Origin of the sequence: Pelomonas sp. SE-A7 (assembly GCF_030345705.1) — a bacterium.
GTDB lineage: Bacteria > Pseudomonadota > Gammaproteobacteria > Burkholderiales > Burkholderiaceae_C > JAUASW01.
Genome location: NZ_JAUASW010000001.1, coordinates 2,055,568 through 2,071,723, shown reverse-complemented (window position 1 = coordinate 2,071,723; position 16,156 = coordinate 2,055,568). Strand labels below are relative to the sequence as shown.

At 68.3% G+C, this 16,156-nt stretch carries 13 protein-coding genes; 4 read left to right on the top strand and 9 right to left on the bottom strand.

What is annotated here, in order from left to right; genetic code table 11:
- Positions 1 to 33: 33 nt before the first annotated feature.
- From purH to QT382_RS09300, 4 genes are all read right to left on the bottom strand, one after another.
- A complete protein-coding gene (gene purH / locus QT382_RS09315; protein WP_289253757.1) occupies positions 34 to 1,614 on the bottom strand; it encodes a bifunctional phosphoribosylaminoimidazolecarboxamide formyltransferase/IMP cyclohydrolase in 1,581 nt (526 codons plus the stop codon).
- 52 nt (positions 1,615 to 1,666) lie between these two features.
- Positions 1,667 to 1,903: a helix-turn-helix domain-containing protein gene (locus tag QT382_RS09310; protein WP_289253756.1), complete on the bottom strand. Its 237-nt coding sequence runs from the start codon at positions 1,901 to 1,903 to the stop codon at positions 1,667 to 1,669.
- Entirely contained in the window at positions 1,900 to 2,952 is a 1,053-nt protein-coding gene (gene dusB, locus QT382_RS09305; protein ID WP_289253755.1) for a tRNA dihydrouridine synthase DusB, read from the bottom strand. The genes QT382_RS09310 and dusB overlap by 4 nt, the downstream gene beginning before the upstream one ends.
- A 94-nt stretch (positions 2,953 to 3,046) precedes the next feature.
- Positions 3,047 to 3,901, bottom strand: a complete 855-nt coding sequence (locus tag QT382_RS09300) for a substrate-binding periplasmic protein (protein WP_289253754.1) — start codon at positions 3,899 to 3,901, stop codon at positions 3,047 to 3,049.
- 149 nt (positions 3,902 to 4,050) lie between these two features.
- Here QT382_RS09300 and QT382_RS09295 point away from each other — a divergent pair, with 149 nt between their 5' ends.
- A complete protein-coding gene (locus QT382_RS09295) occupies positions 4,051 to 4,539 on the top strand; it encodes a YqaA family protein (RefSeq protein ID WP_289253753.1) in 489 nt (162 codons plus the stop codon).
- A 4-nt stretch (positions 4,540 to 4,543) separates the two neighbouring features.
- On the top strand, positions 4,544 to 6,037 hold the full coding sequence (locus tag QT382_RS09290) for a carboxypeptidase M32 (RefSeq protein WP_289253752.1): 1,494 nt from the start codon (positions 4,544 to 4,546) through the stop codon (positions 6,035 to 6,037).
- 258 nt (positions 6,038 to 6,295) lie between these two features.
- Here QT382_RS09290 and QT382_RS09285 read toward each other — a convergent pair whose 3' ends face one another.
- The 3 genes from QT382_RS09285 to QT382_RS09275 all read right to left on the bottom strand — a co-directional run bounded on the left by QT382_RS09285 (position 6,296) and on the right by QT382_RS09275 (position 8,855).
- Positions 6,296 to 6,901, bottom strand: coding sequence for a DUF642 domain-containing protein (locus QT382_RS09285; RefSeq protein WP_289253751.1), 606 nt, complete (start codon positions 6,899 to 6,901; stop codon positions 6,296 to 6,298).
- 115 nt (positions 6,902 to 7,016) lie between these two features.
- Positions 7,017 to 8,210, bottom strand: a complete 1,194-nt coding sequence (locus tag QT382_RS09280) for a patatin-like phospholipase family protein (protein WP_289253750.1) — start codon at positions 8,208 to 8,210, stop codon at positions 7,017 to 7,019.
- Positions 8,211 to 8,237: 27 nt separating this feature from the next.
- The gene (locus QT382_RS09275; protein ID WP_289253749.1) at positions 8,238 to 8,855 is read right to left on the bottom strand and encodes a phasin family protein; all 618 of its coding nucleotides are present in this window, start codon (positions 8,853 to 8,855) and stop codon (positions 8,238 to 8,240) included.
- A 250-nt stretch (positions 8,856 to 9,105) separates the two neighbouring features.
- On the opposite strand from QT382_RS09275, the gene QT382_RS09270 reads away from it, so the two are divergent.
- Positions 9,106 to 11,100 carry an SDR family oxidoreductase gene (locus QT382_RS09270; RefSeq protein ID WP_289253748.1) on the top strand — a complete coding sequence of 665 codons (1,995 nt, stop codon included), beginning with the start codon at positions 9,106 to 9,108 and terminating at the stop codon, positions 11,098 to 11,100.
- Between the two features lie 126 nt (positions 11,101 to 11,226).
- On the top strand, positions 11,227 to 11,832 hold the full coding sequence (locus tag QT382_RS09265; protein ID WP_289253747.1) for an adenylate/guanylate cyclase domain-containing protein: 606 nt from the start codon (positions 11,227 to 11,229) through the stop codon (positions 11,830 to 11,832).
- A gap of 15 nt (positions 11,833 to 11,847) precedes the next feature.
- Here the strand turns inward: QT382_RS09265 and QT382_RS09260 are convergent, their stop codons facing one another.
- Together QT382_RS09260 and QT382_RS09255 are read right to left on the bottom strand one after the other, a co-directional pair.
- Complete coding sequence (locus QT382_RS09260; protein ID WP_289253746.1) at positions 11,848 to 14,628, bottom strand: sensor domain-containing diguanylate cyclase; 2,781 nt, start codon at positions 14,626 to 14,628, stop codon at positions 11,848 to 11,850.
- 57 nt (positions 14,629 to 14,685) lie between these two features.
- Positions 14,686 to 16,080 carry an alkaline phosphatase D family protein gene (locus tag QT382_RS09255; RefSeq protein ID WP_289253745.1) on the bottom strand — a complete coding sequence of 465 codons (1,395 nt, stop codon included), beginning with the start codon at positions 16,078 to 16,080 and terminating at the stop codon, positions 14,686 to 14,688.
- Positions 16,081 to 16,156: the final 76 nt, after the last annotated feature.

Below are 16,156 nucleotides of genomic sequence, written 5' to 3'. Positions count from 1 at the left end.
CAGGCCGGGCTTGCTCGCTGGTGGCGAATTGGTTCAATGGCGGAAATGGCGCACGCCGGTGAACACCATGGCGATGCCGCGCTCGTTGGCGGCGGCGATCACCTCGTCGTCGCGCATGGAGCCGCCCGGCTGGATCACGCAAGAGGCGCCGGCATCGGCCAGCACGTCCAGGCCGTCGCGGAACGGGAAGAAGGCGTCCGACGCGACCACCGAGCCCTTGAGCTCGAGCTTCGCGTTCTCGGCCTTGATCGAGGCGATGCGGGCCGAGTCGATGCGGCTCATCTGGCCGGCGCCCACGCCCAGGGTCATGCCGCCGCCGCAGAAGACGATGGCATTGCTCTTGACGTACTGGGCCACGGTCCAGGCGAACATCAGGTCGTCCAGCTGCTGGGCCGAGGGCTGCAGCGTAGTGACGATCTTGAGGTCGGCCGGCTTCAGGAAATGGTTGTCGGCCGACTGCAGCAAGAGGCCCGAGCCGACGCGCTTGCTGTCGCCCAGGTTGCGGCCTTGCAGCCAGGCGGAGTCGCCGCCCGGCGGCAGGGCGATCTGCAGCAGGCGCACATTGACCTTGGACTTGAAGACTTCCAGCGCCTCGGCGCTGAACGAAGGTGCCATCAGCACTTCGACGAACTGCTTGGACACCAGCTCGGCCGCCGCGCGGTCGACCTCGCGGTTGAAGGCGATGATGCCGCCGAAGGCGCTGGTCGGGTCGGTCTTGAAGGCCTTGCTGTAGGCCTCGGCCGCATTGGCCGCCACGGCCACTCCGCAGGGGTTGGCATGCTTGACGATGACGCAGGCCGGTGCCCCGAAGCTCTTCACGCATTCCCAGGCCGCGTCAGCATCGGCGATGTTGTTGTAGCTCAGCTCCTTGCCCTGCAGCTGCTTGCCGGTGACCAGCGAGCCGGGGGCCGGGTAGAGGTCGCGGTACAGCGCAGCGCTCTGGTGGCTGTTCTCGCCGTAGCGCAGGTCCTGCACCTTGACGAAGCAGCTGTTCATCTGGCCCGGGTAGGCGCTCAGGCTGCCGTCATCCTGCAGGGCGCTGAGGTGGTTGCTGATCGCGGCGTCGTACTGGGCGATGCGGTTGAAGGCGGCCACCGAGCAGGCGAAGCGGGTCTTGTCCGAGGTCTTGCCGGCGCTCTTCAGCTCGGCCAGCACGCCGGCGTACTGCGAAGCGTCGGTCAGCACGGTGACGTCCTTCCAGTTCTTGGCCGCGCTGCGCACCATGGCCGGGCCGCCGATGTCGATGTTCTCTATGGCGTCTTCCAGCGTGCAGCCGGGCTTGGCCACGGTGGCCTCGAACGGGTAGAGGTTGACCGCCAGGATGTCGATCATGCTGATGCCGTGCTTGGACGCGGCGGCCATGTGCTCGGGCAGGTCGCGGCGGGCCAGCAGGCCGCCGTGGATCATCGGATGCAGGGTCTTGACGCGGCCGTCCAGCATCTCGGGAAAGCCGGTGTGCTCGGCCACCTCGGTGACCGGCAGGCCGGCGTCCGTCAGCAGCTTGGCGGTGCCCCCGGTGGACAGCAGGCGCACGTTCAGCGTATGCAGCTCCTTGGCGAAGTCGACGATGCCGGTCTTGTCGGACACGGAAATCAGGGCGGTCAATTGAGACATGGTTCTCTTCTCGAGGTTTCAGTGAATTCGGTGTCCGGCAGTGCTCAGGCCATCACAGCATCTGGTGGTCGCTGAGCTTGCGCCGCAAGGTGTTGCGGTTGATGCCCAGCCATTCGGCGGCCTTGCTCTGGTTGCCCTTGGCATGGGCCATCACGACCTCCAGCAGCGGGCGTTCCACGACCTTGATCAGCATCTCGTGCATGGAATGCGGTTCCTCGCCGTCGAGGTCGTGGAAGTAGGCTTCCAGGTTCTCGCGCACGCAGGCTTCGATGTGTTTTTGTTGGCTCATGCTTCGAGTAGCAGCTGTTCGTCGTTGGCCGCGGCGCTGGTGTCCGCGGCGAGATAGGGGAGGCGCTCATGTTCGCGGCCGAGTTGGGCGAACCAGTCGCTCAGCGCGCTGACCTGGTCGGCGCTCGATTCCAGCAGATTCATCTGGCGGCGGAAGTCCTCGCCGCCCGGCAGCTGGCGCACCGCCCAGCCTATGTGCTTGCGGGCACTGCGCATGCCGGTCAGCTCGCCATAGAGCTGGTAGTGGTCGTGCAGATGCTCGATCAGCCACTGGCTGGCTTCTTCCACCGTGGGCGGCGCGAGGTGAAGGCCGGTCTCCAGGTAATGGGCGATCTCGCGGAAGATCCAGGGCCGGCCTTGGGCGGCGCGGCCGATCATCAGCGCATCGGCGCCGGTGCGCTGCAGCACCTCGGCCGCCTTCTCGGGCGTGGCGATGTCGCCGTTGGCGACCACGGGTATCTTCAGCGCGGCCTTGACCGCGGCAATCGTGTCGTACTCGGCCTCGCCGCCATAGCCCTGCTCGCGGGTGCGGCCGTGGATGGTCAGCAGGGCGATGCCGGCGTCCTGGGCGGCGCGGGCAATCGAGAGCGCATTCTTCTCGGCCTGGCACCAGCCGGTGCGCATCTTCAGCGTGACCGGCACGCCCTTGGGCGCGCAGGCCTCGACCACGGCCGCGACGATTTCCAGCGCCAGGGCCTCGTCCTGCATCAGGGCCGAGCCGGCCCATTTGCTGCAGACCTTCTTGGCCGGGCAGCCCATGTTGATGTCGATGATCTGGGCGCCGCGCTCAATGTTGTAGGCCGCGGCCTCGGCCATCATGGCCGCGTCGGTGCCGGCGATCTGCACCGCGATGGGGGCGCTCTCGCCCTCATGGTTGGCGCGGCGCGAGGTCTTGAGGCTGTTCCACAGGTCCTTGCGCGAGGTCACCATCTCGCTGACCGCATAGCCGGCGCCGAGGCGCTTGCACAGCATGCGGAAAGGCCGGTCCGTCACCCCGGCCATGGGCGCGACGAACAACCGGTTCGGCAGCGTGTAGGGGCCGATCTGCATGGGAGGACGTGGGGAAGGTGGTGCCTAAAAAAGAGGCAGGAGTATACCTTCCCCGCCCGTGCCCACCGGCGGCAATCCTGCACCGCAGCGGCGACTACTGGTTCTGCTTGCGCCAGAGCTGGATGTTCTTGTCGATCAGGCCCTGCATCACGTTGGAGCGGGCCAGCTTGTAGACCGCCCGCGTGATGCGGCCACGCAGCTCGGGCGTGTTGCAGGCCGACTTGTGCGACAGGGTCAGGTGCAGGTTCTCGTTGGCCACGGCCGGGCTCAGCGACTTGAGGTCGAGGATGTTCATCTTGGCCAGGTAGGCCGCGCCGGGACTGTCCTCGTAGACCAGGTAGTCGGCCCGGCCCTTCTGCAGCATCTGGATCGCCTGCTCCAGGCTGGCGACGGTGGAGATCTTGAGGTTGTCGCGTGCGTAGCGATCGAAGTCCTCGCCGAAGCTGTTGTTGATCACCGTGACGCCCTGCAGCGAGGCCAGGTCGGCCCAGCGGCGGTAGTTCAGGCGCTGGTTGTCGCGGGTCCAGACCACCGAGCGGGTTTCGCGGAAGGCCGGATGGAAGTAGTCCATGTACTCGGTGCGCGGCAACGTGAAGAAGGCACCGGCGATCAGGTCGTTGCGGCCGGCCCGTGTCTCTTCCTGCACCCGGCCCCAGGGCCCTATGTAGCGCACGTCGATGGGGATGCCGATCTCCTTGGCCAGCATCTGCATCAGGTCGGCGTTGGCGCCGACCAGCTTGTTCTCGTCGTCGGGATCGCGCCACAGGTAGGGCGGATATTGCGGGTTGCCCGAGGCGAGCAACTGCTTGCAGGTTTCGGGTGCCTGCGGCTGCGCCTGCGCGGCCGAAGGCAACGCGGCGAGCGAGGTCACCAGGCTCAGCGACCCGACCAGGCCCTTGATGAGCCCGGGCCCTCTGCGGGGCGCCTTGACAGGCTGCTTGCGATACATGGCGATTCCCAGGTTGGCGCCCCGCTGCATTTGTTGTTCCGAGCGAATCGGTGCGGGGCTTGTGGATGCTCCCAACGTGCATCTTCGGCGGCAAGTTTGCATGGCCCTCAAGACCGGAACAAGCCGGGCTTGTCCTGATAATGCAGGGCATGGAAGCCTGGTTGATGCAGCAGCTGGAGGCGCTGCTGGTGGTGATGGCCCTGCCCAAGGTCGGACTGAGCGCCATCTTCGTCATTGCCTTCGTGTCGGCCACCTTGCTGCCCCTGGGTTCGGAACCGGCGGTGTTCGGCCTGGTCAAGCTCTCGCCCGAGCTGTTCTGGCCGGCGGTGCTGGTGGCCACGGTCGGCAATACCTTGGGCGGCGCCCTGACCTGGTGGATGGGCTACGGTGCCGAACGCCTGACCGAGCGGGCCCTGCATCGCAAGCCGACCGAGGCCCGCGCCCTGGCCTGGCTGCACCGCTTCGGCGCCAAGGCCTGCCTGCTGTCCTGGCTGCCGCTGGTCGGCGATCCGCTGTGCGCCGTGGCCGGCTGGCTGCGCCTGCCGTTCTGGCCCTGCGTGCTCTACATGGCGATAGGCAAGTTCGCCCGCTACCTCTGCATGACCCTGGTCCTGCTCCATCTCTGGCCCACACAATAAGTCCATGAACAGCACCCCTGCCTACCTTGACCTGTGCCGTCGGCACCAGCGCCTTTACCGCCTCAATCACCTGCAGGCCATCGCCAGCTGGGATCAGAGCGCCAACATGCCGGCCAAGGGCAACGAGGCCCGCTCGCTGGCTCTGGCGGAGATGGGCGGTCTGCTGCACGAGATGGCAACCGACCCGGCGCTGGAAGGCCTGCTGAGCGCGGCGGCGGCCGAGCCGCTGGGCGAGGTGGAGCAGGCCAGCCTGCGCGAGATGCAGAGGGTCTGGCGCGCCAGCAATGCGCTGCCGCCTTCGCTGGTCGAGGCCAAGTCGCTGGCCAACTCGCGCTGCGAGCATGCCTGGCGCAGCCAGCGGCCGGCCAACGACTGGCCCGGCTACCTGGAAAACCTGCGCGAGGTCGTGCGCCTGGCGCGCGAAGAGGCCGGCCTGCTGTCGCAGAGCAGCGGCCTCTCGCCCTATGACGCGCTGCTCGACCGTTATGAGCCGGGCATGCGCTCCAGCGAGATCGACCGCGTGTTCGGCGAGCTGCGCCAATGGCTGCCCGGCCTGATCCGCGAGGTGACGGCCCGCCAGGCCACCGAGGCTGTGATCGAGCCGACCGGCCCTTTCACGCAGGCGGCGCAGAAGGCTTTGGGCCACGAGGTGATGCAGCTGCTGGGATTCGACTTCGAGGCCGGGCGGCTGGACGAGAGCGCCCATCCGTTCTGCGGCGGCGTGCCCGAGGACGTGCGCATGACCACGCGCTACCGCGAAGACAGCTTCCTGCCGGCCCTGATGGGCACCATCCACGAGACCGGCCATGGCCGCTACGAGCAGGGTCTGCGCCGCGACTGGCTGGGCTTGCCCATTGCCGAGGCCCGCTCCATGGGCCTGCATGAGAGCCAGAGCCTGTCCTTCGAGATGCAGCTGGGCAGCCATCCGGCCTTCGCCCGGCTGTTGAGCCCGCTGGTCGGCCGACACCTGGGCGAGCAGCCGGCCTTCGAGCCGGGCAATCTGCAGCGGCTGCTGACCCGCGTGGCACCGGGTTACATCCGGGTCGATGCCGACGAGGTCACCTATCCGGCCCATGTGATCCTGCGCTACGAGATCGAGCGGCCGCTGATCGAGGGCCGCATCGAATGCGAGGACATCCCGGCCCTGTGGGACGCCAGGATGCAGGAGCTGCTGGGCCTCGACACCCGCGGCAACTACAAGGACGGCTGCATGCAGGACGTGCACTGGGGCGCCGGCCTGTTCGGCTACTTCCCCTGCTACACGCTGGGTGCCATGTATGCCGCCCAGTTCTTCGCCGCGATGCGGCGCGAGACGCCCGGGCTGGACCAGCGCATTGCCGCCGGCGAGCTGGGCCTGGTTTTTGACTGGCTGCGCGAGCGCATCTGGACCCAGGGCAGCCGCTGGACCACGCCCGAGCTGGTGCAGCGGGCCAGCGGGGAGCCGCTGAACCCGGCGCATTTCAAGGCGCATCTGCGGCAGCGCTACCTGGGCGACTGACGACGGGGCGGGACAAAAAGAAAGGGCGCGGCGGTTGCCCGCTGCGCCCGAATTCATGTCCAACAATCTTCGTCAATCCAACAACAAAACGCTTACTGCTCAGTACCAAGCGCCGCATTCTTTGTCTCTACCCGCCGAATGCTGCGCTTCCAACGACGCCCAGCCTGTTGCTGTCGTCATGAGCCTATTGTGGGCGTGGATCGCCCGGATTTCATCCCCTCGCTTGCTGGGGGCGTTCCGGGCCATCCGTGATTCAGTTCACGAACGGCGGCGACGGCTGAAAGCGACCGCGATGGCCAGCGCCAGGCCGAAAAGCGCCCAGCTCTGAGGCTCGGGCACGGCGCTCAGGGCCACGTTGTCCAGCGAAGTGCCCAGGCTGTCGTTCGTGCCCTGGGCCCAGAAGCTGACCGTGCTGCTGCTGCCGGTGGCCTGGAAGCGGTAGCTGTAGTGGCTCCACTGGTTGTCGGCACTGCCGTTGTAGCTCAGCACCGGGGCCAGGCTGCTGACGCCGGCCACGCCCCAGCCCAGCCCATTGCTGGCCACGGCCACGCCGGCACGGTTGGAATAGTCGAAGCTCAGCTCGTACCACTGGCCCAGCACGGTCGCCACGGTCTGGCTGATCTGGCTGTTGCGGTCCACGTCCAGTTCCAGGAAGTTGACGCCGTTGCTGGCCTTGCCCACCACATCGTTGCGCAGCTCGGCCTGGTTGCTGCCCACCAACCAGCCCGGCAGGCTGTCCTGGCGGCTCCAGCTGCCGGCGGCCTGCGGCGTGGCTTCGAAACTGCCGTTGCTCAGCAGGTTGATCGGGCCGGCCAGGGCCATCAGGGGGGCGCTCAAGAGAGCGACGACCAGGGACTTTTTCATTGCTTGGGGAGCCAGGGTTGGGCGCTGGATGCGCGACAGCCGCGATTGTCCGGACCGGGCCCCGGATTCCTGCCCCCTCAGGCCGATGGGTCCCTGGGGCCGGTCGTGAAGCGCTTCACGCGTGCCGTGCTTCCAGCCGGCTCAGCGCCGCGTCCAGACGCTTGATCGCAGCCCGGCTGCGCTGTTCCAGCGAGCTTTCCGGCCGGACCGGTGCCAGCAATTGGCGGTCGGCGTCGAACAGCACGGCCTCGTCCAGCTTCAGGCCATGGGCGGCCAGGCGCGGCTTCAGGCCGGCGAACTGGCGGCGCAGGATGGCGCGGGTCTGCTGGTAGGCATGCTCGGCAAGGCGGCGGCGCTGCGAATAGCTGAAGGTGTTGGCCATGTAGAGCTCGGCATCGCGCGGGTCGGGCTCGAACAGCAGGATGTCGGTGTCCGGATGGCTGCGGGCATAGCCCTTCATGCCCAGCTCCAGCCGCGAGTGGATCAGCGAGCGGAAGGTCTGCGACATCACCACCGGCAGCCCGGCATCGACCAGCGGCGGGATCTGCTCGCCCTCGTCGGCCTGGTAGGGCACCAGCGGATTCAGGCAGATCAGCAGCTCGGGCTTCTGGGCCAGCAGCACCGAGGCATGCAAGGTCTTCTTGAGCGCGCCATCGACGTAGTAGCGGCCGGCTATTCGCACCGGCGGGAACAGGCCCGGCAGGGCGGCGCTGGCCTGGACGGCGCGCGAGATCGGCACCTCGTCATGGCCGGGCATGCCGAAGGGGACGGCAGCGCCGCTGTCCAGGTCGGTGGCGACCAGGACCAGGCGCGACCTCAGCTGGCGGAAATCATCGGTGCGGCCGGGCAGGCTGAACTGGGCGCGCAATTGCTCGGCGATGGGCTCGCCCGACAGCAGGCCGGTCGGCAGGGCCGGGCCCAGCCTTTCCAGCGCGCCCAGCAGTGAGCGGCCTTCGACGCCGACTTCCCACAGCGCCTTGGCCAGCAGGCCTGGCAGGCGCTTGAGGCGGCGCCGGTATTCGTCCCAGGCCGGGCGCAGCAGCAGGGCGGGGTCGAAGCGGTCCGGCGCCTCGCTGCTGTTCTCGATGAAGGCGGCGCAGAGCTGGCGCGGGCTGAGGCCATTGGCCAGGCCCGCGGCGATGAAGCCGCCGGCGCTGACGCCAATGAAGCCGTCGCAGTCCTTGAACTCGAAGCCGGACAGGACTTCTTCGAGCGCGCACAGGGCGCCGATCTCGTAGATCGCGCCCAGCGGACCGCCGCCGGCCAGCGCCAGCGCCACGCGGGCGCGGCGCGGGGAGGCTGTCTTCATGCTTCAGCCGTCTCCAGCAGGGGACGATCAGGCCGGGGTGGCCGGAGTCGCCTTCTTGGCGGCCGGCTTGCGGGCCGGGGCCTTCTTGGCGGGGGCTGCCTTCTTGGCCGGGGCGGCCTTGCCTGCAGGCTTCTTGGCAGCGGGCGCCGCCTTCTTGGCCGGGGCGGCCTTCTTGGCGGGAGCGGCCTTCTTGACCGGCACGCCGACGGCCTTGCTCAGCGCGTCGATGCGCTCGATCAGGGCCTCGACTTCCTTGGCCGTGGGCACGCCCAGGCGCTTGAGGGCCTGGGCCACGCGCTCTTCAAAGATGCTTTCCAGCTTGTCCCAGTGCTGGCCGGCCTTGGCGCCGACGTCGCCGGCCATGCCGCTGACCTTGCTGGTCATGGCGGACAGCTTCTGCTCGGCGGCCGACTGAGTCTTCTTCTGCAGCTTCATGCCTTCGCTGACCAGGGCCTCGAAGACCTTGCCGCCTTCGCCCTGGGCCTTGGCGAAAGCACCCAGGCCGGCGGCCCAGATCTGCTGGGCCGAGTCCTTGACCGCCTGGCCGATCTGGCCTTCCAGCAGACCGGCCGGCAGGCCGGCGAAGGCGCCGTTGGAGGCGGTGGCCTTTTGCTTGGCTGCCATCTTCTGAAGCTTCTTGACCATGATCAGGGTGTCCTTTGTCGTTGGGGTGGGAACGAGGAGGGCCGCGCTATCACTAACAAACACCGCGGACCGGCTCACTATAGGCCGGCCTCCCGGCGCTTAGCACCTGCAAAACCTAGTGAGTGCGCTCTACCTAGGCCGCTCGCCTAGGCCCGCCGTGCGCACAGCGCATCCGGGTAAGCGCGCAGCAGGGCGCCACGGCGCTTGGACAAGAATGGTCCTCAAACCCCTCGACGATATGGAGACAAGCATGCAGTACTTCGTCACCGGAGCCACCGGCTTCATCGGCAAGCGCCTGGTCAAGAAGCTGCTCGCACGGCGAGGCAGCACGGTCTACTTCCTGCTGCGCGAGGAGAGCCGCGACAAGCTGCCCGAGCTGCTGGAGTTCTGGGGCGCGAGCAAGACCCGCGCCATTGCGGTGTTCGGCGACCTGACGGCCAAGAAGCTGGGCGTGGCCGCCGACCAGATCAAGGCGCTGAAGGGCACGATCGACCATGTGTATCACCTGGCCGCGGTCTACGACCTGAAGGCCGACGAGGAAAGCCAGGTCCAGACCAATATCGAGGGCACGCGGGCCCTGGTCGAATTTGCCCAGGCGGTCGATGCCGGCCATGTCCACCATGTCTCGTCCATCGCCGCCGCCGGCCTGTACGAAGGCGTGTTTCGCGAGGACATGTTCGACGAGGCCGAAGGCCTGGACCACCCGTACTTCATGACCAAGCACGAGAGCGAGAAGATCGTGCGCAAGGAGTGCAAGAAGCCCTGGACCGTCTACCGACCCGCCATGGTGGTCGGCGACTCGCGCACCGGCGAGATGGACAAGGTCGACGGTCCCTACTACTTCTTCAAGCCGATCCAGCGCCTGCGCCAGATCCTGCCGCCCTGGATGCCCTCCATCGGGCTGGAAGGCGGCCGCGTCAACATCGTGCCGGTGGACTTCATCGTCGATGCGCTGGACCACATCAGCCACCAGCAGCGCAAGAGCGGCGGCTGCTTCCATCTGGTGGATCCGGTGGGCTACCGCGTCGGCGACGTGCTGGACATCTTCAGCAAGGCGGCCCATGCGCCCAAGATGAGCCTGTTCGTCAATGCGGCCCTGCTGGGCTTCATTCCCAAGAGCGTCAAGAAGGGCATGATGGCCCTGGCGCCGGTGCGCCGCATCCGCAACGCGGTGATGAAGGACCTGGGCCTGCCCGAGGACCTGTTCCACTTCATCAACTACCCGACCCGCTTCGACTGCCGCGAGACCACGGCCGCGCTCAAGGGTTCCGGCATCGAATGCCCGAACCTCAATGACTACGCCTGGAAGCTCTGGGACTACTGGGAGCGCCACCTCGATCCGGCCCTGCTGATCGACCGCAGCCTCAAGGGCACCTGCGGCGGCAAGGTGGTGCTGGTGACCGGCGGCTCGTCCGGCATTGGCCTGGCGGCAGCGATCAAGTTCGCCGAGGCGGGCGCGATCACACTGATCTGTGCACGCGACGAAGCCAAGCTGGCCGAGGCGGTCAAGGAGATCAAGGCGGCCGCGGGCAAGGACGCGCAAGTCCACAGCTTCTCGGCCGACATCGCCAACGAGCAGAGCTGCGCCGAGATGGTGGCCTGGATCAACGAGAACTTCGGCGGCGTCGATTTCCTGATCAACAACGCCGGCCGCTCGATCCGCCGCGCCATCGAGTCCAGCTACGACCGCTTCCACGACTACGAGCGCACCATGCAGCTGAACTACTTCGGCTGCCTGCGCGTGACCATGGGCCTGCTGCCCGGCATGGTGGCCAAGCGCAAGGGCCATGTGGTCAACATCAGCTCCATCGGCGTCCTGACCAATGCGCCGCGCTTCTCGGCCTATGTGGCCTCCAAGGCCGCGCTGGATGCCTGGACCCGCTGCGCCTCCAGCGAGTACGCCGACCTGGGCATCACCTTCACGACCATCAATATGCCGCTGGTGCGCACGCCGATGATTGCGCCCACCAAGATCTACAACAACGTGCCGACGCTGGCGCCGGAGGAGGCGGCCGACATGATCGCCCAGGCCTGTATCAACAAGCCGGTGCGCATCGCCACGCGCCTGGGCATCACCGGCGAGCTGATGCATGCCCTGGTGCCACGCGTGGCCCAGATCGTGATGAACACCAGCTTCCGCATGTTCCCGGACAGCGACGCGGCCAAGGGCGACAAGGGCGGCAAGCCGCAGCTCTCGGCCGAGGCCATCGCCCTGCAGCAGATGATGCGCGGCATCCATTTCTGAACCGCACCTGAGCTTTTTCAGTTCTTCGTCTCCAAGTCGGGATGGTCGCGCGCTGGGGCGCGGCGAAGTCGTATCAGGTCCCGCCGGCCGACCCGTGCCGGCAGGGATCCGCCAAGGAGTCCTGACATGCATGAATCACGGGTCGAGGCCGGCGACAGGGCCGGCCCGCGGCACGGCCAGCTGAGCCAGCTCAGCGTGCTGTTTGCCGATCTGTCCGGTTCCACGCGACTGGGCGCGCAGCTTGACGTCGAGCGCTACGCCGAGCTGCTGTGCCGTTGGCGCCAACTGGCGCGTGAGCAGGTGCGCGCCCATGGCGGGCAGGTGGTCCGGTTGCAGGGCGACGGCCTGCTGGCGATCTTCGGCCACCCGGAGCCGCGCACCGACGACGGCCTGCGTGCGGCCAAGGCGGCACTGGCCTTGCACGAGGCCCTGCGCAGCCTGGAAGTGCCGGGCCTGGACGAACCGCTGAGCCTGCACAGCGGCCTGCACAGCGGCCCGGTGCTGTTGCGCGATGGCGACCTGGAACTGGGCCGATTCGAGCTGGTGGGGGATGTGCCCAACGTGGCAGCACGCCTGTGCGAGCTGGCCCCGGCTGGCCAGAGCCTGGCCAGCGAGGCGGCCCTCGGTGATGAAGGACTGGACCGATTCCGTACCGGCCTGCGCCGGCTGCTGCAGATCCGCGGCCATGAGCAACCGCTGGCAGCCTTCGAACTGCAGGGGCTGGCGGGCTGATCCGCCGCGGCAGTTTCAGGGGCCCGCGCTCTCCAGCAGACTGCCGCCGAGCAGGGCCGGCGCCGGGTCGTGCAGCCAGGCCTTGATCTCGACCTCGGGCGGGGCCGGCAATCCGGCGGCCGTGCTTGCACTCAAGCCCGACCAGCGGTTGCGGCCGGAGCGCTTGGCGCGGTACAGGCCCTGGTCGGCCAACTCCACCACCTCGGCCCAGCCCAGGCGTGACGGGGCCTGCGGTAAGAAGGGATAGGCGGCAAAGCCAATCGAGCAGGTCTTGCTCAGACTCTGGCCGTTCTCGAGCTGGAACGGTCGGCCGGCCACGGCGGCCCGGATCCGCTCGGCAATCAGGCCAGCCTCGCGGCGATCGCTGTGGCGCGCCACCATCAGGAATTCCTCGCCGCCCCAGCGCACCAGGTAATCCGACTCGCGCGAGACCTCGCGCAGCCTTTCGCAGAGCTGGATCAGCACCTGGTCGCCGGCCGCGTGGCCGTGCTCGTCATTGACTGCCTTGAAGTGGTCGATGTCGACCATGAAGAACAGCAGGTCGCCGTCCTCGGGGCTCTGGTAGGGCAGCTGCCGCAACGCGTCTTCGTGGCGGCGCAGGCTGATGCCGGTGTCGGCGTCCAGGTGCTGCAGCAGGAAGCGGCGGTTGCGAAGGCCGGTCAGCGGGTCGCTGAGGCTGGCCTCCTCCAGCTGGGTCTGAGTCACGCGCAGCGCCTTCAGCGTGGCTTCCAGTCGGCGGTAGGTGTTGGCGTTGTCCAGCGCAATGGCGCCATAGGCGCACAGCGTGCGGAAGATCAGCTGCTCGCGCTCACCGTAGGCGTTCTGGCGGGGCGACTGGACGCTCATCACGCCCAGCACCCGGTCGTGCACTACCAGCGGTGCATAGAGGGCGCTGAGGATGGGCAGGGTGCCAGCCACATGGCTGGGACTGACTTCGCCGGCCGTGCGGTTCAGCGCGATCTCGCGGCGCTCGCGGGCACACCGGGCGCTGGCGGCCACCGGGCTGTCCAGCGGAATGCGGCGCGGCGGCAGCAGGCGTCCGGCCTCGTTCAGGTAGAGCGACTGCAACACCTGGCCGCTCTCGTCGCTCTGGTAAATGGCCAGCGCGGTCACGTCCAGCAGCTCCTGCACATGCTCATGCAGGGCCTGACAGATCGCCTCGGCATCGAGCTGGGCGGTGATGGCCTGGCCAATCACGCCCAGACGCTCCAGCGTCTGGCCCTGTTCGTGCAGCAGGGCTGAACGGCGCGCCTCCACGATCGCCAGCTGCTTGTGGTGCTCGGCCTCGGCACGGGCGCTTTCGGCGGCGTAGCGCAGCTGCATGGCGATCAGTCGGTCGGCAGCTTGCCGGGCATGCTGCTTCTCGCGTGCCTCGGCGGCCCGCACGGCCATGCCGTAGGCCTGCGGGAAGCGGGCGACCCGGGCGTACTCGGCGGCGAGGTCGGACAACAGCTCGGACGGCGGATGCAGGCCTTCGATGCCGCGGGCGATCTTCAGGGCCCGCTCCAGGCAGGCCAGCGGCAGGTCCTCGGGACCGTGGCGCTCGGGGTCCATGCCGGCCTGGCCGCGAATGCGGGCCAGCACCTGCAGGGCCTCGATCTGGCGGTCGGCCATGCCGGCGGCCTCGGCCGAGCGCAGCGAGGCTTCGGCCATGGCCTCGGCCTCCGCCCACTGGCCCAGCCGCGCCAGCGCCTGGGCCTTGCCGCGGCTGGCTTCGAGCAGGCCCACATGGCCGGACTCGCGGGCGGTCTCGGGCATCTCGTCGAACAGCTTGAGCGCCAGCTCCGCATCGCCGCGGTCCAGCGCCAGCTCGGCGCGGCAGGCCAGCAGCATCGCGTAGTTGCGCGAGCGACCCAGCGGCGCCAGGATCTGCTGGGCCTCGTCCAGCGCTGTCTGGGCCTGGTCCAGGCGGCCCAGCCGGCGCAAGGCCTCGCCGCTCTGTGCCAGGCAGGCGCCCAGGCCGGCCGGCCAGCCGCACATGCGGGCCAGTTCCAGGCCGCGCTGCACCCAGTCCAGCGAGGCCTCGTGGTCGTTGAGCTTGCCGAAGGCATGGCTGACGTTGGCGGCCGCCATGATGGCGTTGTAGAGCTGGCCGGTCTGCAGCGCCGTCTCGTGGGCGCGCATGAACAAGCGGATCGCCTGGGCGAAGTCGCAAGCCAGGTAGTCGCGCGTGGCCAGGTAGAGAGCCAGGGCCGGCTGGCCGGCCAGTGGCTGGACGTCCAGGGCGGCGCCGAAATGGCCGCCCCATCGCTGCTCGCAAAGCACCAGGTCGCGGAAGGCATCGAAGCGGGCGAGGCTGGCCTCGAAGCAGAGCAGCCGGCCCGGCTCACCGGCACTGCGGGCGTAGGCGATCGCCTGCTGCAGGCTGGTATCGCGGAGCGCCGCCTGGCCGCGTGCCCCTTGCAGCAGCGAGAGCAGCCAGCAGGCATCGGCCTGGCCCAGCGCATCCTGCAATTGCTCGAAGCGCGGCAGGGACTGCTCGATCAGGGCGAGGGCAGCAGCGTAGTCGGCGAACAGGTAGCGCTGTTCGGCCCGCATCAGATCGAGGCGGGCTTGCAGGCCTGGGTCCGTCAGCTCGGCCTGGGCCTGGTCGGCGCAACTGAGCGCACGGCGGCCATCCCGTTCGCGCAGCAGCCAGGCGAGCTGGACCAGGCCTCGCTGGCGCTCTGCGCCTTGCAGCGAGGGGAGAACAGCTTCCAGGCGGGCCAGCGCTTCGTCGGTGCCGAACAGCTGCAGCGGCGATTCAAGCGCGGCCGGCCCGTCGTGTACGGGACGGTCGGAGTCGGGGGCTTTCATCGGCGATCGATGTCGGGCCAGGGCGGCCGACAAGGTCCCCCGAGTGTAGGGTTGGCTTCAGAACAGGCGTACCGGAGTTCCGAGCAGTGCTCCCTTGCGTTCGTGCACAGCGACACGAAGACTGCCGTCGTCGCCAACGTCGAGCCGGCAGAAGTTGTCCTCGAAGTAGCAGGCGCTCAACGCGCGGGTGGTGTAGACGTTGCTGCCGGTCTGGGCCAGTTCGCGGTCGAACAGGAAGTCGCGTCGGGCCATGTGCGGATAGGGCCAGAAGAAGGGCGAGGCCACCACGCCATGGACCACGAAGCCGGGCTTGTCCTCGCGCTCCAGATAGCAGCTGAACGAGCAGTGCACGTCGCCGGACAGCATCACCACCCGCGGGATCTGGTGCTCGAACACCAGGTCCAGGATCTCCTTGCGCTGGCCGGGAAAGCCGCCCCATTTGTCGGCGCCCTCGCTGCCCAGGTCGGGGAACATGGGCACGCCGCTGACGATGAACTTGATGCGGCCGCTGCCATCCAGCAGCCATTCGCGCAGCTTCTGCATCTGGCGCGCGCCCAGCATCTGGCCGCTGCCGGCGCGGCGCTCGGTGCGGGTGTCCAGCATGAACCAGTCGGCCGTGCCGTCGCTGAACTCGTACCAGTACTTTTCCAGCTGGCCTTCGATGCGGCCCTCGGGCGTGGCGTTGAACAGCGGGCTGTGGCTGCACTGGTAGATCTGGTAGGCATGCATGGCGCGCGGATAGAGCACCAGCTGGTCCTGGGCCGTGGCCTTGCTGGGCCAGTCGTTCTCGATCTCGTGGTCGTCCAGCAGCATGTAGGTCGGCACGCTGGCCATCAGGGCGCGCAGATGCTCCTGGCCGAAGGCCGCGCGGTAGCGCTTGAGGAACTCGCTCAGCTTGTCGTCTGGGGACAGGCCGCCGAGGTCGTCGGCATAGATCTGGTCGCCGATCATCAAGAGGGCATCGATCGGCCGGCCCGCGGCGACCTGCTCGCGCACCGAGCGGAATACCTTGTCGCCGCGGTCGTCGAACCAGTTGTGGCCCAGCAGGCGCAGCAGATAGCGGCAGGAGCCGACCACGTAGGAGCGGGCCGCGGCCGTGGCGCTGCAGGTGCGCAGGCTGGCCGTGGCGGCGTGGCCCCAGTCCAACTGGGTGGTCGGGCCCAACTCGGCCAGCTCCAGCTGCGGCGCGCTGAACCAGCCGGCCTGGACCTCGTAGGCCGTGGCCGCCGCCAGCTGGTTCAGCACGCAGACGCCGGTCAGGTCGAAGGTCGGGCTGAGCTTGTTGAACACCGGCGCGCCCCAGGCCGTGGAGCCCCGCACCCGGCAGCGGACGACGGCGAACAGGCGGTCGCCCGGGGCGCCTTCGCCGCGCAGGAAGAGGCGGCTGTGCTGGTGGTCGGTATGGCCGACGATGGGGCCGAGGCTGGGGGTGTTGACGGTGTAGCCGGGCATGGGACCTCCTGATCGTGCGGCTTTGTAGGCGAGATGCCCAAAGCAGCGCATCCCGATGCCAGGGGATGCGGCGCGA